General features: G+C 52.7%; 15 protein-coding genes. 11 read left to right on the forward strand and 4 right to left on the reverse strand.

Annotated features, from left to right (window positions below):
* Positions 1-16: 16 nt before the first annotated feature.
* Positions 17-199, reverse strand: a complete 183-nt coding sequence (locus KB235_RS08435; RefSeq protein ID WP_211779369.1) for an aspartyl-phosphate phosphatase Spo0E family protein — start codon at positions 197-199, stop codon at positions 17-19.
* 192 nt (positions 200-391) lie between these two features.
* On the opposite strand from KB235_RS08435, the gene KB235_RS08440 reads away from it, so the two are divergent.
* Both KB235_RS08440 and KB235_RS08445 read left to right on the forward strand, forming a co-directional pair.
* The gene (locus KB235_RS08440; protein ID WP_211779370.1) at positions 392-1,090 is read left to right on the forward strand and encodes a cytochrome c biogenesis CcdA family protein; all 699 of its coding nucleotides are present in this window, start codon (positions 392-394) and stop codon (positions 1,088-1,090) included.
* A gap of 19 nt (positions 1,091-1,109) precedes the next feature.
* Positions 1,110-1,562 (forward strand): CcdC family protein, encoded by a 453-nt coding sequence (locus KB235_RS08445; RefSeq protein ID WP_034805147.1) that lies wholly within the window; start codon positions 1,110-1,112, stop codon positions 1,560-1,562.
* A 36-nt stretch (positions 1,563-1,598) separates the two neighbouring features.
* Here KB235_RS08445 and KB235_RS08450 read toward each other — a convergent pair whose 3' ends face one another.
* The 3 genes from KB235_RS08450 to KB235_RS08460 all read right to left on the reverse strand — a co-directional run bounded on the left by KB235_RS08450 (position 1,599) and on the right by KB235_RS08460 (position 4,175).
* Positions 1,599-3,158, reverse strand: a complete 1,560-nt coding sequence (locus tag KB235_RS08450) for a solute symporter family protein (protein ID WP_034818246.1) — start codon at positions 3,156-3,158, stop codon at positions 1,599-1,601.
* A complete protein-coding gene (locus KB235_RS08455) occupies positions 3,155-3,484 on the reverse strand; it encodes a DUF485 domain-containing protein (RefSeq protein WP_034804984.1) in 330 nt (109 codons plus the stop codon). Before KB235_RS08455 ends, KB235_RS08450 begins: the two co-directional genes overlap by 4 nt.
* A 259-nt stretch (positions 3,485-3,743) precedes the next feature.
* Positions 3,744-4,175: a DUF2621 family protein gene (locus KB235_RS08460; RefSeq protein ID WP_034804980.1), complete on the reverse strand. Its 432-nt coding sequence runs from the start codon at positions 4,173-4,175 to the stop codon at positions 3,744-3,746.
* 173 nt (positions 4,176-4,348) lie between these two features.
* Here KB235_RS08460 and KB235_RS08465 point away from each other — a divergent pair, with 173 nt between their 5' ends.
* The 9 genes from KB235_RS08465 to plsY all read left to right on the forward strand — a co-directional run bounded on the left by KB235_RS08465 (position 4,349) and on the right by plsY (position 16,290).
* Positions 4,349-5,944 (forward strand): peptide chain release factor 3, encoded by a 1,596-nt coding sequence (locus tag KB235_RS08465; protein ID WP_211779371.1) that lies wholly within the window; start codon positions 4,349-4,351, stop codon positions 5,942-5,944.
* 201 nt (positions 5,945-6,145) lie between these two features.
* Positions 6,146-8,860: an aconitate hydratase AcnA gene (gene acnA / locus KB235_RS08470; RefSeq protein ID WP_211779372.1), complete on the forward strand. Its 2,715-nt coding sequence runs from the start codon at positions 6,146-6,148 to the stop codon at positions 8,858-8,860.
* Positions 8,861-8,967: 107 nt separating this feature from the next.
* A complete protein-coding gene (locus KB235_RS08475) occupies positions 8,968-9,456 on the forward strand; it encodes a DUF3939 domain-containing protein (protein ID WP_245175570.1) in 489 nt (162 codons plus the stop codon).
* A gap of 126 nt (positions 9,457-9,582) precedes the next feature.
* The gene (locus tag KB235_RS08480) at positions 9,583-11,148 is read left to right on the forward strand and encodes a BCCT family transporter (RefSeq protein WP_211779373.1); all 1,566 of its coding nucleotides are present in this window, start codon (positions 9,583-9,585) and stop codon (positions 11,146-11,148) included.
* Positions 11,149-11,251: 103 nt separating this feature from the next.
* The gene (locus KB235_RS08485; RefSeq protein ID WP_211779374.1) at positions 11,252-11,935 is read left to right on the forward strand and encodes a hypothetical protein; all 684 of its coding nucleotides are present in this window, start codon (positions 11,252-11,254) and stop codon (positions 11,933-11,935) included.
* Between the two features lie 57 nt (positions 11,936-11,992).
* Positions 11,993-14,254: an AAA family ATPase gene (locus tag KB235_RS08490; protein ID WP_211779375.1), complete on the forward strand. Its 2,262-nt coding sequence runs from the start codon at positions 11,993-11,995 to the stop codon at positions 14,252-14,254.
* 30 nt (positions 14,255-14,284) lie between these two features.
* Positions 14,285-14,704 (forward strand): acyl-CoA thioesterase, encoded by a 420-nt coding sequence (locus KB235_RS08495; RefSeq protein ID WP_034805448.1) that lies wholly within the window; start codon positions 14,285-14,287, stop codon positions 14,702-14,704.
* Positions 14,705-14,779: 75 nt separating this feature from the next.
* The gene (locus tag KB235_RS08500; protein ID WP_211779376.1) at positions 14,780-15,664 is read left to right on the forward strand and encodes a M15 family metallopeptidase; all 885 of its coding nucleotides are present in this window, start codon (positions 14,780-14,782) and stop codon (positions 15,662-15,664) included.
* 11 nt (positions 15,665-15,675) lie between these two features.
* Complete coding sequence (gene plsY, locus KB235_RS08505; RefSeq protein ID WP_211779377.1) at positions 15,676-16,290, forward strand: glycerol-3-phosphate 1-O-acyltransferase PlsY; 615 nt, start codon at positions 15,676-15,678, stop codon at positions 16,288-16,290.
* Positions 16,291-16,492: the final 202 nt, after the last annotated feature.

Raw genomic sequence — 16,492 nt, forward strand, 5'->3', positions numbered from 1 at the left:
GGACGAGCTGTTGTGTTCAACGAATCAATTGTTCTTCCGGGTGTTTCAATAGGACGTGCCGTGTAATCAACGTATCTAATTCCTGGCTGATATGAATCACTTCAGGAGACGTCCAACTTTGTTGCGACGCGATTTCGTATAGTTCATCGCGTTTTTGTTCAATGGCATGGTGTAAGTTTTCAGCTGTGATGACCGCCACTTTGTTTCCCCCATCGTTATAAAATAGAAACTGGCATACTTGAATATCCAAATGTTAGCATCTAACTCAACGTATGACAAGTTTCATTTCCATGTCAAACATTACAAAAAAAAGTGACACTTACCATAAACAAAAGATACGAGCATTTTGAAAAGGTTTTCGCTATAATGGGGCTGAAAGGTGGAAGATCGCATGGAAGTCACTCTATGGCTCGCTTTTGGGGCGGGCGTCTTATCATTTTTATCTCCGTGTACACTCCCGCTTTATCCCGTCTTCTTGTCCTATATTACCGGAGTATCGGTCTCTGACTTGAAGAATGAAGGATTGCGGCAACGGAAAGCTTGGTTTCATACATTCGCGTTTTTGTTCGGGTTCTCGATCGTCTTCCTCGTCCTCGGACTATCAACCTCACTGATCGCCGACGTCTTTATCCAGTATAAGGACAGCTTGCGCATGTTCGGCGCCATCCTCATCTTCGTATTCGGTGTCTTTTTGGCGGGGATTTGGCAACCGAGCTTCATGATGCGGGAGAAAAAGCTGTCGTTCGGGGAACGGAAGAGCGGTTATTTCGGTACGGTCTTGATTGGAATCGGTTTTGCGGCAGGGTGGACACCGTGCACAGGACCGATCCTCGCCGGGGTCATCGCGCTCGCGGCATCGAATCCGAGTCAAGGGATGGGCTATATGCTCGCTTACGTCATCGGCTTCGCGATTCCGTTCCTCATCATGGCCGGTTTTGTAGGGAAGATTAAATATTTGGCAAGAAACAGTGCGACCGTCGCCAAATTCGGCGGCTATCTCATGATGGCGTTCGGCGTCTTGTTATATTTTGATGGTATGAACCGATTCGCTGCGTGGATGAGCGAACTCGTCGGCTTCACCGGATTTTAAAGGGGTTGACCATATGTCGATATTTTGGGGATCGACCATCGTCGCGTTGCTCATGGGGCTCGTAGCAAGTTTCGTTCGGGTCAAAGCCTCGGCCTATCCGACGAACGCGAAGAAGATCTTAATCCCGCCACTCGCGATGTCGACCGGGATGCTCCAATTTCTCGTTCCCGCTTTTCGGCTCACGTGGCTCGAGGTCGGAGAGGCGCTTCTCGTCGGTTTGATTTTTAGTGTGTTCCTCATCAAGACGTCAAACTTCGAGAAACGGGACGGGGAAGTCTATCTGTCCCGTTCGAAAGCCTTCTTCATCGTCGTTTTCGTCCTGCTCGCCATCCGGACCGCGATGAAGGCGTTCATCGGGGCGGAAGTGAACATCTTCGCGACGGGCGGACTATTTTACTTGATCGCCTGGGGCATGATCGTGCCGTGGCGAATCGCGATGTATCAAAAGTACAAACAGATCATGGCCACATGAAAAGCGTACCTGATGATGAAATCAGGTACGCTTTTTTTAGTCTGCTTTCGATGCGGCAGCTTCCGTCTCGGCATCGATGCCGGTGTTCGCCTTTACGAGAATCCGTTCATAGTTCCCAATCGCTTCGTCAGACTTGGTCAAATACGTCCCGACGATCGCAGCGAGGAAGCCGAGCGGAATCGAGACGATCCCCGGGTTCGTGAGCGGGAAGAGGGCTTCGCCGATAAAGATAGCGGAGCCGTCTGGCGCCCAAATGTTCGGACTGATGGCGACGAGGAACAAGGAAGAGAACAAGCCGACGACCATCCCGAAGATGGCACCACCCGTGTTGAACCGTCGCCAGAAAATCGTGAAGAGGATGACCGGCAAGTTCGCACTCGCCGCGACAGCGAACGCGAGCGAGACGAGGAACGCCACGTTCATCGACTGGGCGAAGAAAGCGAGGCCCATCGACACGACGGCGACGGCGACCGAAGCGATGCGAGCCGCAGCCACTTGTTCTTTCTCCGTCGCTTCGCCTTTACGGATAATGTGACCGTAAAAATCGTGGGCAAACGCGGAGGCGGCCGACAAGACGAGACCGGCGACGACAGCGAGGATCGTCGCGAAGGCGATCGCGGCGACGAAGGCGAACAATAAGTCTCCGCCGAGCACTTGTGCGAGGAGCGGAGCGGCCATGTTTCCGGCCGGGTTGGCAGCGATGATGGCGTCAGACCCGACGAAGGCGGCGGCACCAAAACCAAGGAAGATGGTCAATATGTAAAACGCGCCGATGACCCACGTCGCATAGACGACCGATTGACGCGCGGTCGGTGCATCTTTGACCGTAAAGAAACGGATCAAAATATGCGGGAGACCGGCCGTCCCGAGGACGAGCGCCAAGTTAAGCGAAATCGTATCGAGCGGTAGTTTGAACTTGTTGCCCGGATTCAAGAAGCTCTCACCGAGCGGGGTCGCCTTGCTCACTTCCGAGAACATCTTGAAGACGGAGAAGTCGAACTTGGCGAAAACGAGGAACGAGATGATGGCCGTCCCGATCATCAAGAGGACTGCCTTCGTAATTTGAACCCACGACGTGGCCGTCATCCCACCGAAGACAACGTACACCGTCATCAAAATTCCGACGACGACGACGCTCGTCGTGTAAGGGATGCCGAGCAATAGCTCGATGAGCGCACCGGCGCCGACAAGTTGGGCAATCATGTAAAAGATAGAGATGACGATAGCGTTCATCGCGGCGACGCCGCGGACGCGCGGCTTGTTGAAGCGAGCGGCAATCATGTCGGCCATCGTGTATTTCCCTAGGTTTCGAAGCGGCTCGGCGACGAGATATAAGACGACGAGGTACGCGACGAGAAACCCGATTGAATAGAAGAATCCGTCGAAGCCGGCGAGGGCAATCATTCCGGCAATCCCGAGGAACGAGGCGGCCGACATATAGTCCCCGGCGATGGCGAGACCGTTTTGAAAACCGGTCAGTCCGCCGTCGGCCGTATAAAAATCGCTGGCCGTCTTCGTTTTTCGGGCGGCAAAAAATGTGATGACGAGCGTCAATCCGACAATGGCGAGAAACAAGAGTACGGCAGTCAAGTTCATCGTGTTTCCTCCTGCTTAATTTGTTCGACGAGCTCATCGAAGCGACGGGCGCGTCGGCTGTAGAGGACGCAGAACGTCCATGTCATGAAGAACTGAGCGAAGGCGAGTACCCACGCCCATGTGATGTACCCGGCGACTTGATTGTTTAAAAATGTAAAATAACTCGTCGAAACCGGTAACGTAAAATAAAAGATAAGTGAGAAAATAATCGATGGGAGAATGAAGCGGTTCTTCTCCCGCATGAGTTGAATGAACGTCGGACTCTCGACGATCGCCTCAGCAGAACGGCTACTCTCGGTCTGGGTTGCTTGCGTGACGTCATGCATAAGTGTACCTCCTTCATATTCGAGATACGTACATTATAGAAACGACAATAAAGGAAAAGCTATCCATTTTTTCACTACTGAAATCCAAACGTTATACTAATATTGGTCATACCAATTTATTGTAAGCGTTTTCAATATTGTCTAAATGTTGAACGTTATTCTATAATAATTAATACCGGAAAAAATAGTTCTTTAGACTTACTAGTCGTATGGCACAATTTACAAACGATGCCATACAAAAAGTCCTCGAAATCGAGGACTACTGTTGGAAATAGTGTTTGTATCTCGTCCAGTCGATCTGTTCTTGCTCGAGCGCTTTCTTTAAAAACTTGTGGTCGCGTTTTGGCGTTGCTGCGATATACCCTTTCACGACGAGTTCGGTCGTCATCTCGTTCGCCCGCGATTCGAGCGCGAACTGTCCGATTTTACCGGCGATTTTCCGAATCGCGACGTCACGGAACAGTTCCGGCACCGGCGTGACGAGCCGGTCCAACAGTGTGCGCGTCTCTGGCGTCCACATGTGCCGGGTGCGGTCGATATAATCGTCTTCGATATCGAGCAGGGACAGCCCGTCCTCTTTTGGCATCCGCTTTAAAAATTTGCGGAACATGAAAAATCCGCCGATGGACATTAAGCCGATCATTACGAAACCCCAAAAGACAATGAAATACATGACCAGACTTTCTGGCATCGTCTTTCCCCCGTTCTATTTACAGTCATTCAAACTTAGTATACAAAAAACTGTTCGATTGCAAAAGTATCCGCTTTGACTCAGGATGGACGAACCGGGCACATTTCGTTAGAATAGATAGCGTTGCAAAATGAACGAATCAGGAACGTCTTGAATCAGAAAGGATCACATATATGAGCCAATTGAAACACGAAGTAGAAAAACGTCGCATCTTCGGTATCATCTCCCACCCGGATGCCGGTAAGACGACTTTAACAGAAAAACTGCTCCTACACGGAGGGGCCATCCGTGAAGCGGGGACGGTCAAGGCCCGCAAGAACTCAAAACACGCCAAATCCGACTGGATGGAAATCGAGAAGCAGCGTGGAATCTCGGTCACATCTTCGGTCATGCAATTTGTCTATCAGGACAAAGTTGTCTCGATCATGGATACGCCGGGGCATAACGATTTCGGTGAGGACACGTATCGCGTTTTGACGTCGGTCGACAGCGCCGTCATGGTCATCGATGCCGCGAAGGGGATTGAGACGCAGACGAAGAAACTGTTCCAAGTTTGCCGCATGCGTGGAATCCCAATCTTTACGTTCATGAACAAACTCGACCGTCAGGCGAAAGATCCGCTCGAGTTGATGGAAGAACTAGAAGAAGTACTCGGTATGCCTTCAGTCGCCGTCACTTGGCCGATCGGTAGCGGGATGCAGTTCGAAGGGGTGTATGACCGCATCAAGAACGAAGTGCATTTGTTCCGAGGCGACAAGTCGACGCTCACGCTAAACGAAGACGGTGTGAAAGACCCGGTGCTCGCCGACTATTTGACGGAAGAGAACTTGACGAACTTACGTGATGAGATTGACCTGTTAGACGGTGCCGGCAACGAGATTGACGTCGAGGCGATTCAACACGGAAAATTGACGCCGGTCTTCTTCGGGACGGCCCTCGTCGATTTCGGTGTCACGTCGTTCCTTAACCACTACCTCGACATGTCACCGGCGCCAGAAGCACGCAAATCGAACGTCGGTCCAATCGACCCGACGTCAGAAGAGTTCAGTGGCTTCGTCTTCAAAATCCAGGCGAACATGAATCCGGCCCACCGTGACCGCATCGCGTTCGTGCGCATCTGTTCGGGTGTGTTCGAGCGGGGCATGGATGTGACGCTTACGCGGACGGGCAAGAAAATCAAGCTCAGTCAATCGACACAGCTCATGGCGAACGACCGGGAAACGGTCGACAAAGCGTTCGCCGGCGACGTCATCGGGATTTACGATTCGGGCACGTATCAAATCGGGGACACGATCACGACGGCGAAGCAAAAGATTGCGTTCGAGGCGTTGCCGACGTTCCCGCCAGAACTGTTCATGCGTGTCTCGCCAATCAACTCCCTCAAGTCGAAGCACTTCCACAAAGGGGTCGAGCAGCTCGCGCAAGAAGGTGCGATTCAAGTGTATCGCAACGAATATAACGAGATTTACCTCGGTGCGGTCGGCCAACTCCAATTCGAAGTGTTCGAGTACCGCTTGAATAACGAGTATGGTGTCGACATCCGCATGGAGCCGGTCTCTTACAGTGTCGCACGTTGGGTGAAGGACAAGGAATTGAAGGCGCTCAAGCCGTTTCAAGACTCACGTAACATGCTCGTGACGGACCGCTGGGAACGCCCGGTGTTCTTGTTTGCCAATGAATTCACGTTCGACCGCTTCAAAGAGCGTTACGAAGACGAACTCACGCTCGTCGATGCGCTCGACGTGAATGCGGAAATCGGTGTAGAGTAAGTTCGGCTGTCAAAGCGATTCCGTTATGGAGTTGCTTTTTTCATGTTCAACCGAAAATGGAATCTTGATAAGTTTTACTTATGACTAATTTGTGACGGAATGTATTTTACGTCACGCTATAGTTGTATTATGATAAACATGTGATAAGTAAGCGATTACGGCAACTGCCGACGTCGCCGCTTTCAAAAAGGGGGAAATCGTATGGAACAAACGAACGTGTTAGACGCTTTTTCATCGCGGACGAAGTTCGAGGTGAACGGGCAAGCGTATGACTATTACCGACTTAGAAAACTTGAAGAAGATGGAGTGACTGAACTCAGTCGTCTTCCATATTCGATTCGTGTCTTGCTCGAATCGGTGCTACGTCAACAAGATGGCCGCGGCATCACGAAAGAGCACGTCGAGAACTTGGCTAAATGGGGTACAGCCGAGGTGTCGAAAGATATCGACGTCCCGTTCAAACCGGCCCGCGTCGTCCTTCAGGACTTCACAGGCGTCCCGACCGTCGTCGACCTCGCCTCACTCCGTAAAGCGATGGCTGACCTTGGGGGAGACCCGAACAAGATTAACCCGGAAATCCCGGTCGACCTCGTCGTCGACCACTCGGTCCAAGTCGATGCGTATGGTTTCGCCGGCGCACTCATGAAAAACATGGACATCGAGTTCGAGCGGAACGAAGAGCGCTACAAGTTCTTACGTTGGGCTCAAACGGCGTTCGACAACTATCGTGCCGTCCCACCAGCGACCGGAATCGTCCACCAAGTCAACTTGGAGTACTTGGCGTCGGTCGTCCTCGAGAAGAATGACGGAACGGGCAACGTCGCCTATCCGGATTCACTCGTCGGAACGGATTCGCATACGACGATGATCAACGGTCTCGGTGTCCTCGGTTGGGGTGTCGGTGGGATTGAAGCCGAAGCGAGCATGCTCGGTCAACCGTCATACTTCCCGGTACCGGACGTCGTCGGCGTCAAAATCATCGGAGAAGTCAACCCGGGTGTCACGGCGACCGACGTCGCGCTCGTCGTCACAGAAATGCTCCGGAACGAGAAAGTCGTCGGCAAGTTCGTCGAGTTCTTCGGTCCATCGCTTCACACGATGCCGCTCTCAGACCGGGCGACGATCGCCAACATGGCGCCTGAATATGGTGCGACGTGTGGCTTCTTCCCAGTCGACACCGAGACGCTCAACTACATGCGCACAACGGGTCGCCCAGAAGAATTGATCGACCTCGTCGAAGCGTACTCAAAAGCGAACGACTTATTCTATACACCGGACCAAGCCGATCCGTCGTTCACGAAGACGCTCACGCTCGACTTGTCGAAAGTTGAGCCGTCGCTTGCTGGACCGAAACGTCCACAAGACCGCATCAACTTATCAGACCTTCAGACGGCATTCGTCGACAGTGTGACGGCACCAGCCGGACACAGTGGCTTCGGTCTTGAAAAAGCTGAGCTTGAGAAGACGGCGGCGGTCAACTACACAGACGGCGCTGTCGACATGCGTACGGGTGACGTCGCGATCGCAGCCATCACGAGCTGTACGAACACGTCAAACCCATACGTCATGGTCGGAGCAGGACTTGTCGCGAAGAAAGCCGTCGAACGCGGTCTCACGGTTCCAAAGTTCGTGAAGACGTCGCTCGCACCGGGCTCGAAAGTCGTTACCGACTACCTCGACAAAGCCGGCCTCACGCCGTACCTCGACCAACTCGGTTTCAACACCGTCGGTTACGGATGTACGACATGTATCGGAAACTCGGGTCCACTCGACCGCGAAGTCGAAGACGCGATCACATCGAATGATTTGCTCGTCTCATCGGTCCTATCGGGGAACCGTAACTTTGAAGGCCGCGTCCACCCGCTCGTCAAAGCGAACTTCTTGGCGTCACCGCCACTCGTCGTCGCGTACGCGCTCGCTGGATCGGTCAACTTCGACATCATGAACGAGTCGTTCGGAACAGACAAAGATGGCAACGAGGTCTTCTTCAAAGACATCTGGCCATCAAACGATGAAATCAAGATGGTCGTTCAAGACGTCGTCTCACCGGAAGCGTTCCGCAAAGAGTACGATACGGTCTTCACGGGCAATGAGCGTTGGAACGCGCTTGACGTGCCAGAAGGCAACTTGTATGACTTCTCGGACGACTCGACGTATATCCAAAACCCGCCGTTCTTTGAGAACCTCGAGCCGGAAGCGGGAGAAGTCCATGCGTTGAACGGCCTCCGCGTCATCGGGAAGTTTGGCGATTCGGTCACGACCGACCACATTTCACCAGCCGGTGCGTTCTCGAAGACGACTCCAGCTGGACAGTACCTTCAGTCGAAGGGCGTCGCACCGCTCGACTTCAACTCGTACGGCTCACGCCGTGGGAACCACGAAGTCATGATGCGCGGCACGTTCGCGAACATCCGCATCCGTAACCAAGTCGCACCAGGCACTGAAGGCGGCTTCACGACGTACTGGCCGACTGGCGAAATCATGCCGATGTACGATGCGGCCATGAAGTACAAAGAGCAAGGCACAGGCCTCGTCGTCTTCGCTGGAAACGACTACGGTATGGGCTCGTCGCGTGACTGGGCAGCCAAAGGAACGAATCTTCTCGGCATCCGTGCCGTCATCGCGCAAAGCTTCGAACGGATTCACCGCTCGAACCTCGTCATGATGGGCGTCTTGCCACTCCAGTTCATGGACGGGGAGTCAGCCGACTCCCTCGGACTCACAGGCGAAGAAGCGATCGACATCCAAGTCGACGAGTCGGTCCGCCCACGTGATATCTTGAACGTCAAAGCAACGCATGAGAACGGCACGGTGACCGAATTCAAAGTCATCGCTCGGTTCGACTCTGAGATTGAAATCGACTACTACCGTCACGGCGGCATCCTACAGATGGTCCTTCGTGACAAATTGAAGTAAACATGTTGACCTTCCTTTGAAAAAAGGAAGGTTTTTTTTGTGAATGTGCGGAATTAAGGTGAGAGGCCCATCGATATCGGGAACAGGATGAGGAGAGGGGGGAGTGTATGGAGCGACAGACGAAATCAGGGAAAAGCTGGTGGCAACGTTTGATGCAAAAGGAAGAGGTCGTAGAGCATGACGTCGACATCACGCTACCGGAACTCAGACAGGCGATTCATGAGTACGAACAGACGCTACCGAAAGGGGTCAACCGGACCGTCTTACTCGATGATACACAAGAAATCGACTTGACGCGGTTGAAGCGGCATCTGCCCGGCAAACCGAGACAGCGGTTTTTCATGTCGAAAGAGACGTTTTATATCGTTCCAGAAGAGGAGCGGGACATCATTTATGAGATGGACCAAGTCCAACGGGCACTCGACCTGTACATGGAACAAGAACAGAAATTACCGCTCCGCAAGTTTCAACAGACGATGCAACTCGATTTGGCACGTCTACGAGAAGGCGGTTATTTGAAAACGCTACCGAAGCGCCCGTATTATGTCGTTGATGAGACGTTGATTGTCTCGCTCGAGCCGAAACCACCTGAGTGACGTTCACGTTCCGTCACTCTTTTTGGTTTCATTCAATACAGGTCGAGCAGTTGTGGAGGGTTTACAAAGTATGTTACGGTGGAAAACGTATATGAAAATAAGAAAATTGAATAGGAGTGACTACTAATGAAAAGGAAAAGCCAAGTGACGACCGTTTTCATCGTTTCAGCTATCATCACGGTCTTGTTCACGATTTGGGGCATCTTTCCGGAACGCCTCCTTGGCAACGCCAGCCTATTGAACGTGACGACGACCGTTCAAGGATGGCTCTCGAACGGCATGGGCTGGTTTTACTTGCTCAGCGCGACCGGGATTTTGCTCGTCGCCGTCTTTTTAATCTTCTCGCGATTCGGCTCGATTCGGCTCGGAAAAGATACGGATCGTCCCGACTTCGGTTATTTGACGTGGTTCGCCATGCTGTTCAGTGCCGGGATGGGAATCGGACTCATCTTCTGGGGGGCGGCCGAACCGCTCCTCCACTTCCACAGCCCGCCATTCGAATCACCGACTCCTGAAGGCGACGCTCGTACCGCGATGCGCTACGCGTTCTTCCATTGGGGCTTCCATCCATGGGCGATTTACGCGATGATCGCACTCGCCATCGCCTACTCGACGTTCAGAAAAGGACGTCCGGCGACAATCGGAGAGACAATCGGGTCGCTCGTGAACGATCGTTATGAACGTCCCGTTAAACAGACAGTCGACATCCTCGCGGTCATCGCGACGGCATTCGGTGTCGCGACGTCGCTCGGGTTCGGGGCGCAGCAAATCGCAGGGGGTCTTCACTATTTGATTCCAAGCGTACCGAACGCGTTCTCGACGCAACTGATTATCATCGCTGTCGTGACGGTGCTCTACATGATTAGCGCCTCGACCGGCCTCGAGAAAGGGATTCGGATTTTAAGTAATACGAACATCTTTCTTGCCGTTGTCTTGCTCGTCGCGACACTTATTGCGGGTCCGAGCGCATTCATTCTCGATTTGTTCACCCAGACGATTGGAACGTATCTTCAACAGTTACCGTCGATGAGTTTCCGGACGGCCGCGCTTGAACCGGTCGAACGAGAGTGGATTAACGGATGGACGATTTTTTATTGGGCATGGTGGATTTCATGGTCACCGTTCGTCGGAACGTTCATCGCCCGTGTCTCAAAAGGACGGACGATTCGCGAGTTCATTATCGGGATTTTACTCGTACCGACGTCATTCGGGTTGCTTTGGTTCTCTGTGTTCGGCGGGTCAGCCATCTGGGCAGACTTATTCGGTGGACAGAACTTGATTACGGCCGTCAATGAGATTGGAACGGAAGTCGGATTGTTCGCCTTGTTTGAAACGTTCGGCGGATTCGGTACGGTGCTCAGCATCATCGCCATCTTCCTCATCTCGACGTTCTTCATCACCTCTGCCGACTCGGCGACGTACGTGCTCGGGATGCTCACGACGAACGGAAAGTTGATTCCTCCGATGCGTATCAAATTGACGTGGGGCTTCATTCAGTCCTCGATCGCCGCCGTGCTCCTATATGCCGGTGGACTAAGCGCCTTACAAGCAGTCGCGATTCTCGTCGCGTTCCCGTTCATTTTCGTACTGATCTTCATGATCATCGCATTGTTCAAAGATTTGTCAGATGAACCGGATGAACGTGACAAATGGATCGATGCATATAAAAAAGAAGAAGATAAACTGAGTTGATGCAACAGGGGTCTCGAATGAGGCCCTTTTTTGGTCGTAAATATTTTGCATGACCTCCACGCTAGTGTAGGATAGTAAGTGAAGCATAATGGGAGGGCATGAGATGAAACAACAAATGAAAAAACGTCTGAGCTGGGTGATTGGAGCCGGGATTCTCATCATCGGTGCCTTGCTCATCTACAACCTTTATTCATTATTCAACTTTACGGATGACGAAGGCAGAGAGAACCGCACGGAGCCATTCTACACGTCAGTCATCATCGGCTATGAAGAGAAAAAGCTACCGACTGAAGGCGAGACACTAGAGGTACGCGACTACCTCGTCACATATGATGAAAACGGACACTTCGTTTCGGAAGTCGTCTCAGGTCCGAACGTCGGAGCGAAGGCGGAATGGGACGGCTCGATTTACCGCGAGTTGAACCCTGAAGGGGAAGAGACGATTCGTCAAGAGACGACGTCAGGCGCGGTCGCGCCACATCCGTTCCTGTCACGGGCGACGAACGAACAGATCCGGCGATGGCTCGATGACGGCTCACTCGGTTCGAGTGAAGGCGATGTCGAGATAATCGGGCGTACCGCGCAAGCGTTCGTGAAGACGCAAACGGCGGAATCCGTGCCGACTGAGTGGATCGAGAACTACCCTTCCATCTTCAGCGAAGAAGAGAACGAGGAAGCGGTCACGTATTACATCGATGCGAACGAACGAATCTTACTCGCCGCAGAATCTCGAAATAACGGTAACTTGTTCCACTCGATTCGCATGACGTCTTTTGAATCACGATAAATCGGCTAGGAGCAGACTCATACGTCCGCTCCTTTGTCGTCTGAAAGGAAGAATGGAATGAAACAAATCAACTTGGACCAGGTACAAGCGGACTTATCGCGTTGGGAGACTGGCGAAACCGTCGACGAGGCCGCTTTATTATCTTACGCCCATTGGTCGCGGGCCACTGGACAACGTGACGAGTTGGTTCGTACGTTGACGCTCCTCGCGACGAGACGATTTCGGGAGACGGAGACGATGGACCCGCTCCTTAACCGTTGGATGAAAGAACTAGAATCGATGCACGCGTTGCCTGCAGAGCTCCGTGTCAGTCAATTGAATGAAAAGTTACGTCGTTTCCGGCAAACGCTCCAAATCGAGTGGCCGACACTTCGTGAGGCGGATTACGCCTCCATGAAAGTGCAAATCTTGACGGACTATGAAGCGAAAACAACGAGTCTACTTGAACAGCTAGATCAACTCCACGAAGAAATCGAACGGGCAAAGTCGGACTTGCGCGATTCAGAGTTCAAGCATCAGCTCGAGCAATTGTCCGACGCTGTCGTCGACGCGACACAGGAAGTCGCAGCGCTCGAGGACGATACGGCATCGCTTCTCGCTTCGATGCAAGGCAACTATTTCAGTCGCGAGGCGTTCCGTCGCTTCAATGAGCGCGTCACGACCGTAAAGTCGAGAATCGGGACGATTGTCGGGCTATTGCCGGAACAAAAGCGTGAAACGAAGTCGAGCGGGATTAAGAAGTTAGAGACGATGATCGGCTTGACCGACATTAAAGCCCGGGTCAAATCGTGGTATCGCTTTTTACTGTTTCAACAGGAGCGAGAAAAAGCCGGCTTCTCATCGGTTCATCAACCGTCGCTCCATCTCGTCTTCACCGGGAATCCAGGGACGGGCAAGACGACGCTCGCTCGGTTGATGGCTGAGATTTACTTTGAACTCGGACTTCTCAGCCGTCCTGACGTGATTGAAGCCGATCGCTCGAGCCTTGTCGGTGCGTTCGTCGGCCAGACGGAAGAACAAGTCATGAATAAAGTGAAAGAAGCCGAAGGGGGCGTCTTATTCATCGATGAGGCGTACGCGCTGAAGCGACAAGATGCGAGCGGGAGCGACTATGGACAAGCCGCGATCGATACACTTGTCGCCGCGATGACGAGCGGCGAATATGCCGGGAAATTCGTCGTTATCCTCGCCGGGTATCCGGAAGAGATGCGTCACTTCCTCCTCGCCAACCCTGGCCTCCGGTCCCGGTTTCCAGAGTCGAACCATTACGAGCTACCGAACTATTCGGACGAAGAGCTTATCGCGATCGGTGAAAAAGTGGCTGATGAGAACAATTACGTCCTTACGGCTGAAGCGAAACGGGCGCTCCTCGCCCGACTCGACCGCGAACGTGTCGATGCGACGTTCGGAAACGCGCGCACGGTCCATAACATCTTGCTCGATGCGATGTTCCAAAAAGGGTCACGATTCGGCGCGGAGGCTCCGCTTGACGAGATGGCGATTTTGACCGAACTCGATTTTGTTGAGACTGAGTCCGAGGAAGACCGTGCGTTGTCTGTTGACGACCTCGTCGGCATGGATGAGGCGAAACGACAACTCCGGGAAATCGAGGCGCTCATTACCGTCCAAAAACGGCGGCGTGAACTCGGTCTGAAGACGGCGCCGGTCGAGCTCCATGCCACGCTCGTCGGAAACAGCGGGACCGGCAAGACGACGTTCGCCCATCTGTACGCCCAGCTGCTTAAAAAGACGGGCTACCTGAAGCGGGGCCATTTGAAAGTTGTCAGCCGTGCCGACCTCGTCAGCGGATACGTCGGTCAGACGGCACAGAAGACAAAAGCCGCGATCCGGGATGCGCTCGGCGGGGTGTTGCTCATCGATGAGGCGTATAGTTTGAGCGGGGGCCCGAACGATTATGGCAAAGAAGCGATTGACACGCTCGTCGACGAGATGCCGAAACACGGGGAGAACTTGGTCGTCGTGCTCGCGGGCTACGATGCCCCGATGCGTCGATTGATTGAATCGAATCCAGGGCTCAGCAGTCGAATTAAACGAAGCATTCACTTCGAGGACTATTCGACGAATGAGCTCGTCGAAATCGCCATCCGCTACGCCGAGAAATTCGGCTACGTGATGGACGAGGACGTCCGCAGCGAAATCGAGAATCGAATCAGGCAGATGGAACGGCCGAACGCCCGCATGGCCCTGTCACTCATCGACGAGGCGATTGCAAGGCAGTCGTATCGACTTGTCGGCCAAGACGTGTCAGAAAGTGATTTCAACCAACTGTTAGTAGTAGATATTAGTATCAAGTTATAATATAATGATGTGGAAAGTGAGGACGATTTAATGCATACGATTCAAATTCCGGTTCGTTATCAAGAGACTGATATGATGGGGATCGTCTACCATGCGAACTATCTCGTCTATCTGGAGATTGCCAGAACCGAACTCTTGCGTGAACTCGGCGTCGAGTATAAAGACATGGAACAGGCGGGCTTCGTCTCGCCGGTCACGAACGTATCGGTCGACTACAAGAAAAGCGTGACGTTTGGTGACACGGTCAACGTCCGGGTCTGGGTCGACAGTTATTCTAAAATTCGTACCGTTTACGGCTATGAATTGACCGACCAGGATGGTCATTTGGTCGGCACCGCGAAAACGACACACGTCGTCGTCAAACAAGGCGATTTTAAACCGGTCCGCCTTGACCGAGAGTTTCCAGAATGGCATGAGATGTATATGCGTGTCATGAGTCCCGTCTCATAACAGTGGTTCTTTTGTACCGTCAGTATGGTATCATATCTTGACGGTACTTTTTGTATATAGAAAGGGGAAGATCGCATGCGAAACCCATCGCAATGGATGGTGTGCTGCGCCTTGACGCTCACGTTAGTGGGCTGTACCACCAGCGAACAACCCGCAACGAATGAACCGGTGGAAGAGCCGGTCGTGATGGAAGAACCGACCGCGCCAGAAGAGGCACCGGAATCAACTGACGATGCCTCCGATACACCAGAACCGGAAGTGGCAGAAGAGCCGCCTACCGAAGAGGAACCGCCAGCGGAAACACCAGAAACGACGCCTGAAGAAGAGGCACCTCGGGTTGAACTCGTACCGAAAGAGCCGCTGCAAACGAACGGTCAAGCAAATTTGGCCCTCGATACCCTCATTCTCGTGAATAAACAAATCGCGCTTCCGAGCAACTATAAACCGCAAGACCTCGTGACCCCGAACATCGCTTTCGTCGACTCGGCGACGGGTGACCGTCGCATGCTTCGTCAAGAGGCGGCGACCGGAATCGAGGGACTCATGGCTGCCGCTAAATCGGCAGGGATTGACTTGAAAGGGACGAGCGCTTTCCGCTCTTATGACTATCAAGTTCAGCTCTTCAACGCGTACGTCGCCCGCGATGGCAAAGAACAAGCGATGAAATATTCAGCGCCACCGGGTCATTCTGAACATCAGACCGGACTCGCGATTGATGTCTCGAGCGCCTCGGTCGGGTATCAGTTGACGCAAGGGCTCGAGCAGACGAAAGAAGGCAAGTGGCTTGCCGACAACGCCCATAAGTACGGATTTATCGTCCGTTACCAGCGGGCTTTTGAAGATGAGACGGGTTATATGTATGAACCGTGGCATCTACGTTACATCGGGGTAGAACACGCAACGAACGTCAAGCAGATGAACGTCCCGTTCGAACAATACCTCCAGCAATTAATGGACTAAGGGGAATTGCGATGCCTTATTTAACAGAGATTTTCATTGTATTAATCAGTTATGTGCTCGGGTCGATCCCGTTCGCGCTCATCATCGGCAAGCTCGGCTATCGGGTCGACGTCCGTGAACATGGGAGCGGGAACCTTGGGACGACGAACACGTTCCGTGTGCTCGGCAAACGGGCCGGAACGCTCGTCTTGCTCGGGGACATGGGGAAAGGGCTCCTCGCCGCATTGCTCCCTCTTCTGTTCGGAAGTGACATGAGCTTGCTTTTAGCCGGAATCCCGGCCATCATCGGCCATTCGTACCCGATCTTTGCGAAATTCAAAGGTGGCAAGTCGGTTGCGACGAGCGCTGGCGTCTTGTTAGCGGCGTTCCCATTGTTTTTCCTCGTTGTCGTCGCGACGTTCCTATTGACGCTTATGATTTCAAAGATGGTCTCACTCTCGTCGATGGCGGCGTCCGTCGTCGGACTCGTGACCGTGATCGCGTACGGCATCATTGCGCGAGATTGGTTGCCGCTCATTGTCATCGTGCCGCTCGCCTTGTTCATCATCATCAAGCACCGCTCGAACTGGCAACGCATTCGTTCTGGGACCGAGCCGAAAGTGCCATTGTTTCAAAAGCGAAAATAAGGCGAATACGGAGATGGATCGTTCAATGACCTCCATCTCTCGTGTCCTCGATTCTTAGAGCCAAGCTTAACAAGCTTGGCTTTTTTGTGGATTTCTGTTGATTTTAACGAAAATTCACGAAAAACATGTTGGATTTGCCCGTTCTTTACCTTCCGTTTACGTTAAATTTACATCCGTTCGCTACACTAAGAAAGGAAACGAA

The organism is Exiguobacterium alkaliphilum, assembly GCF_018138125.1.
Lineage (GTDB): Bacteria > Bacillota > Bacilli > Exiguobacteriales > Exiguobacteriaceae > Exiguobacterium > Exiguobacterium alkaliphilum.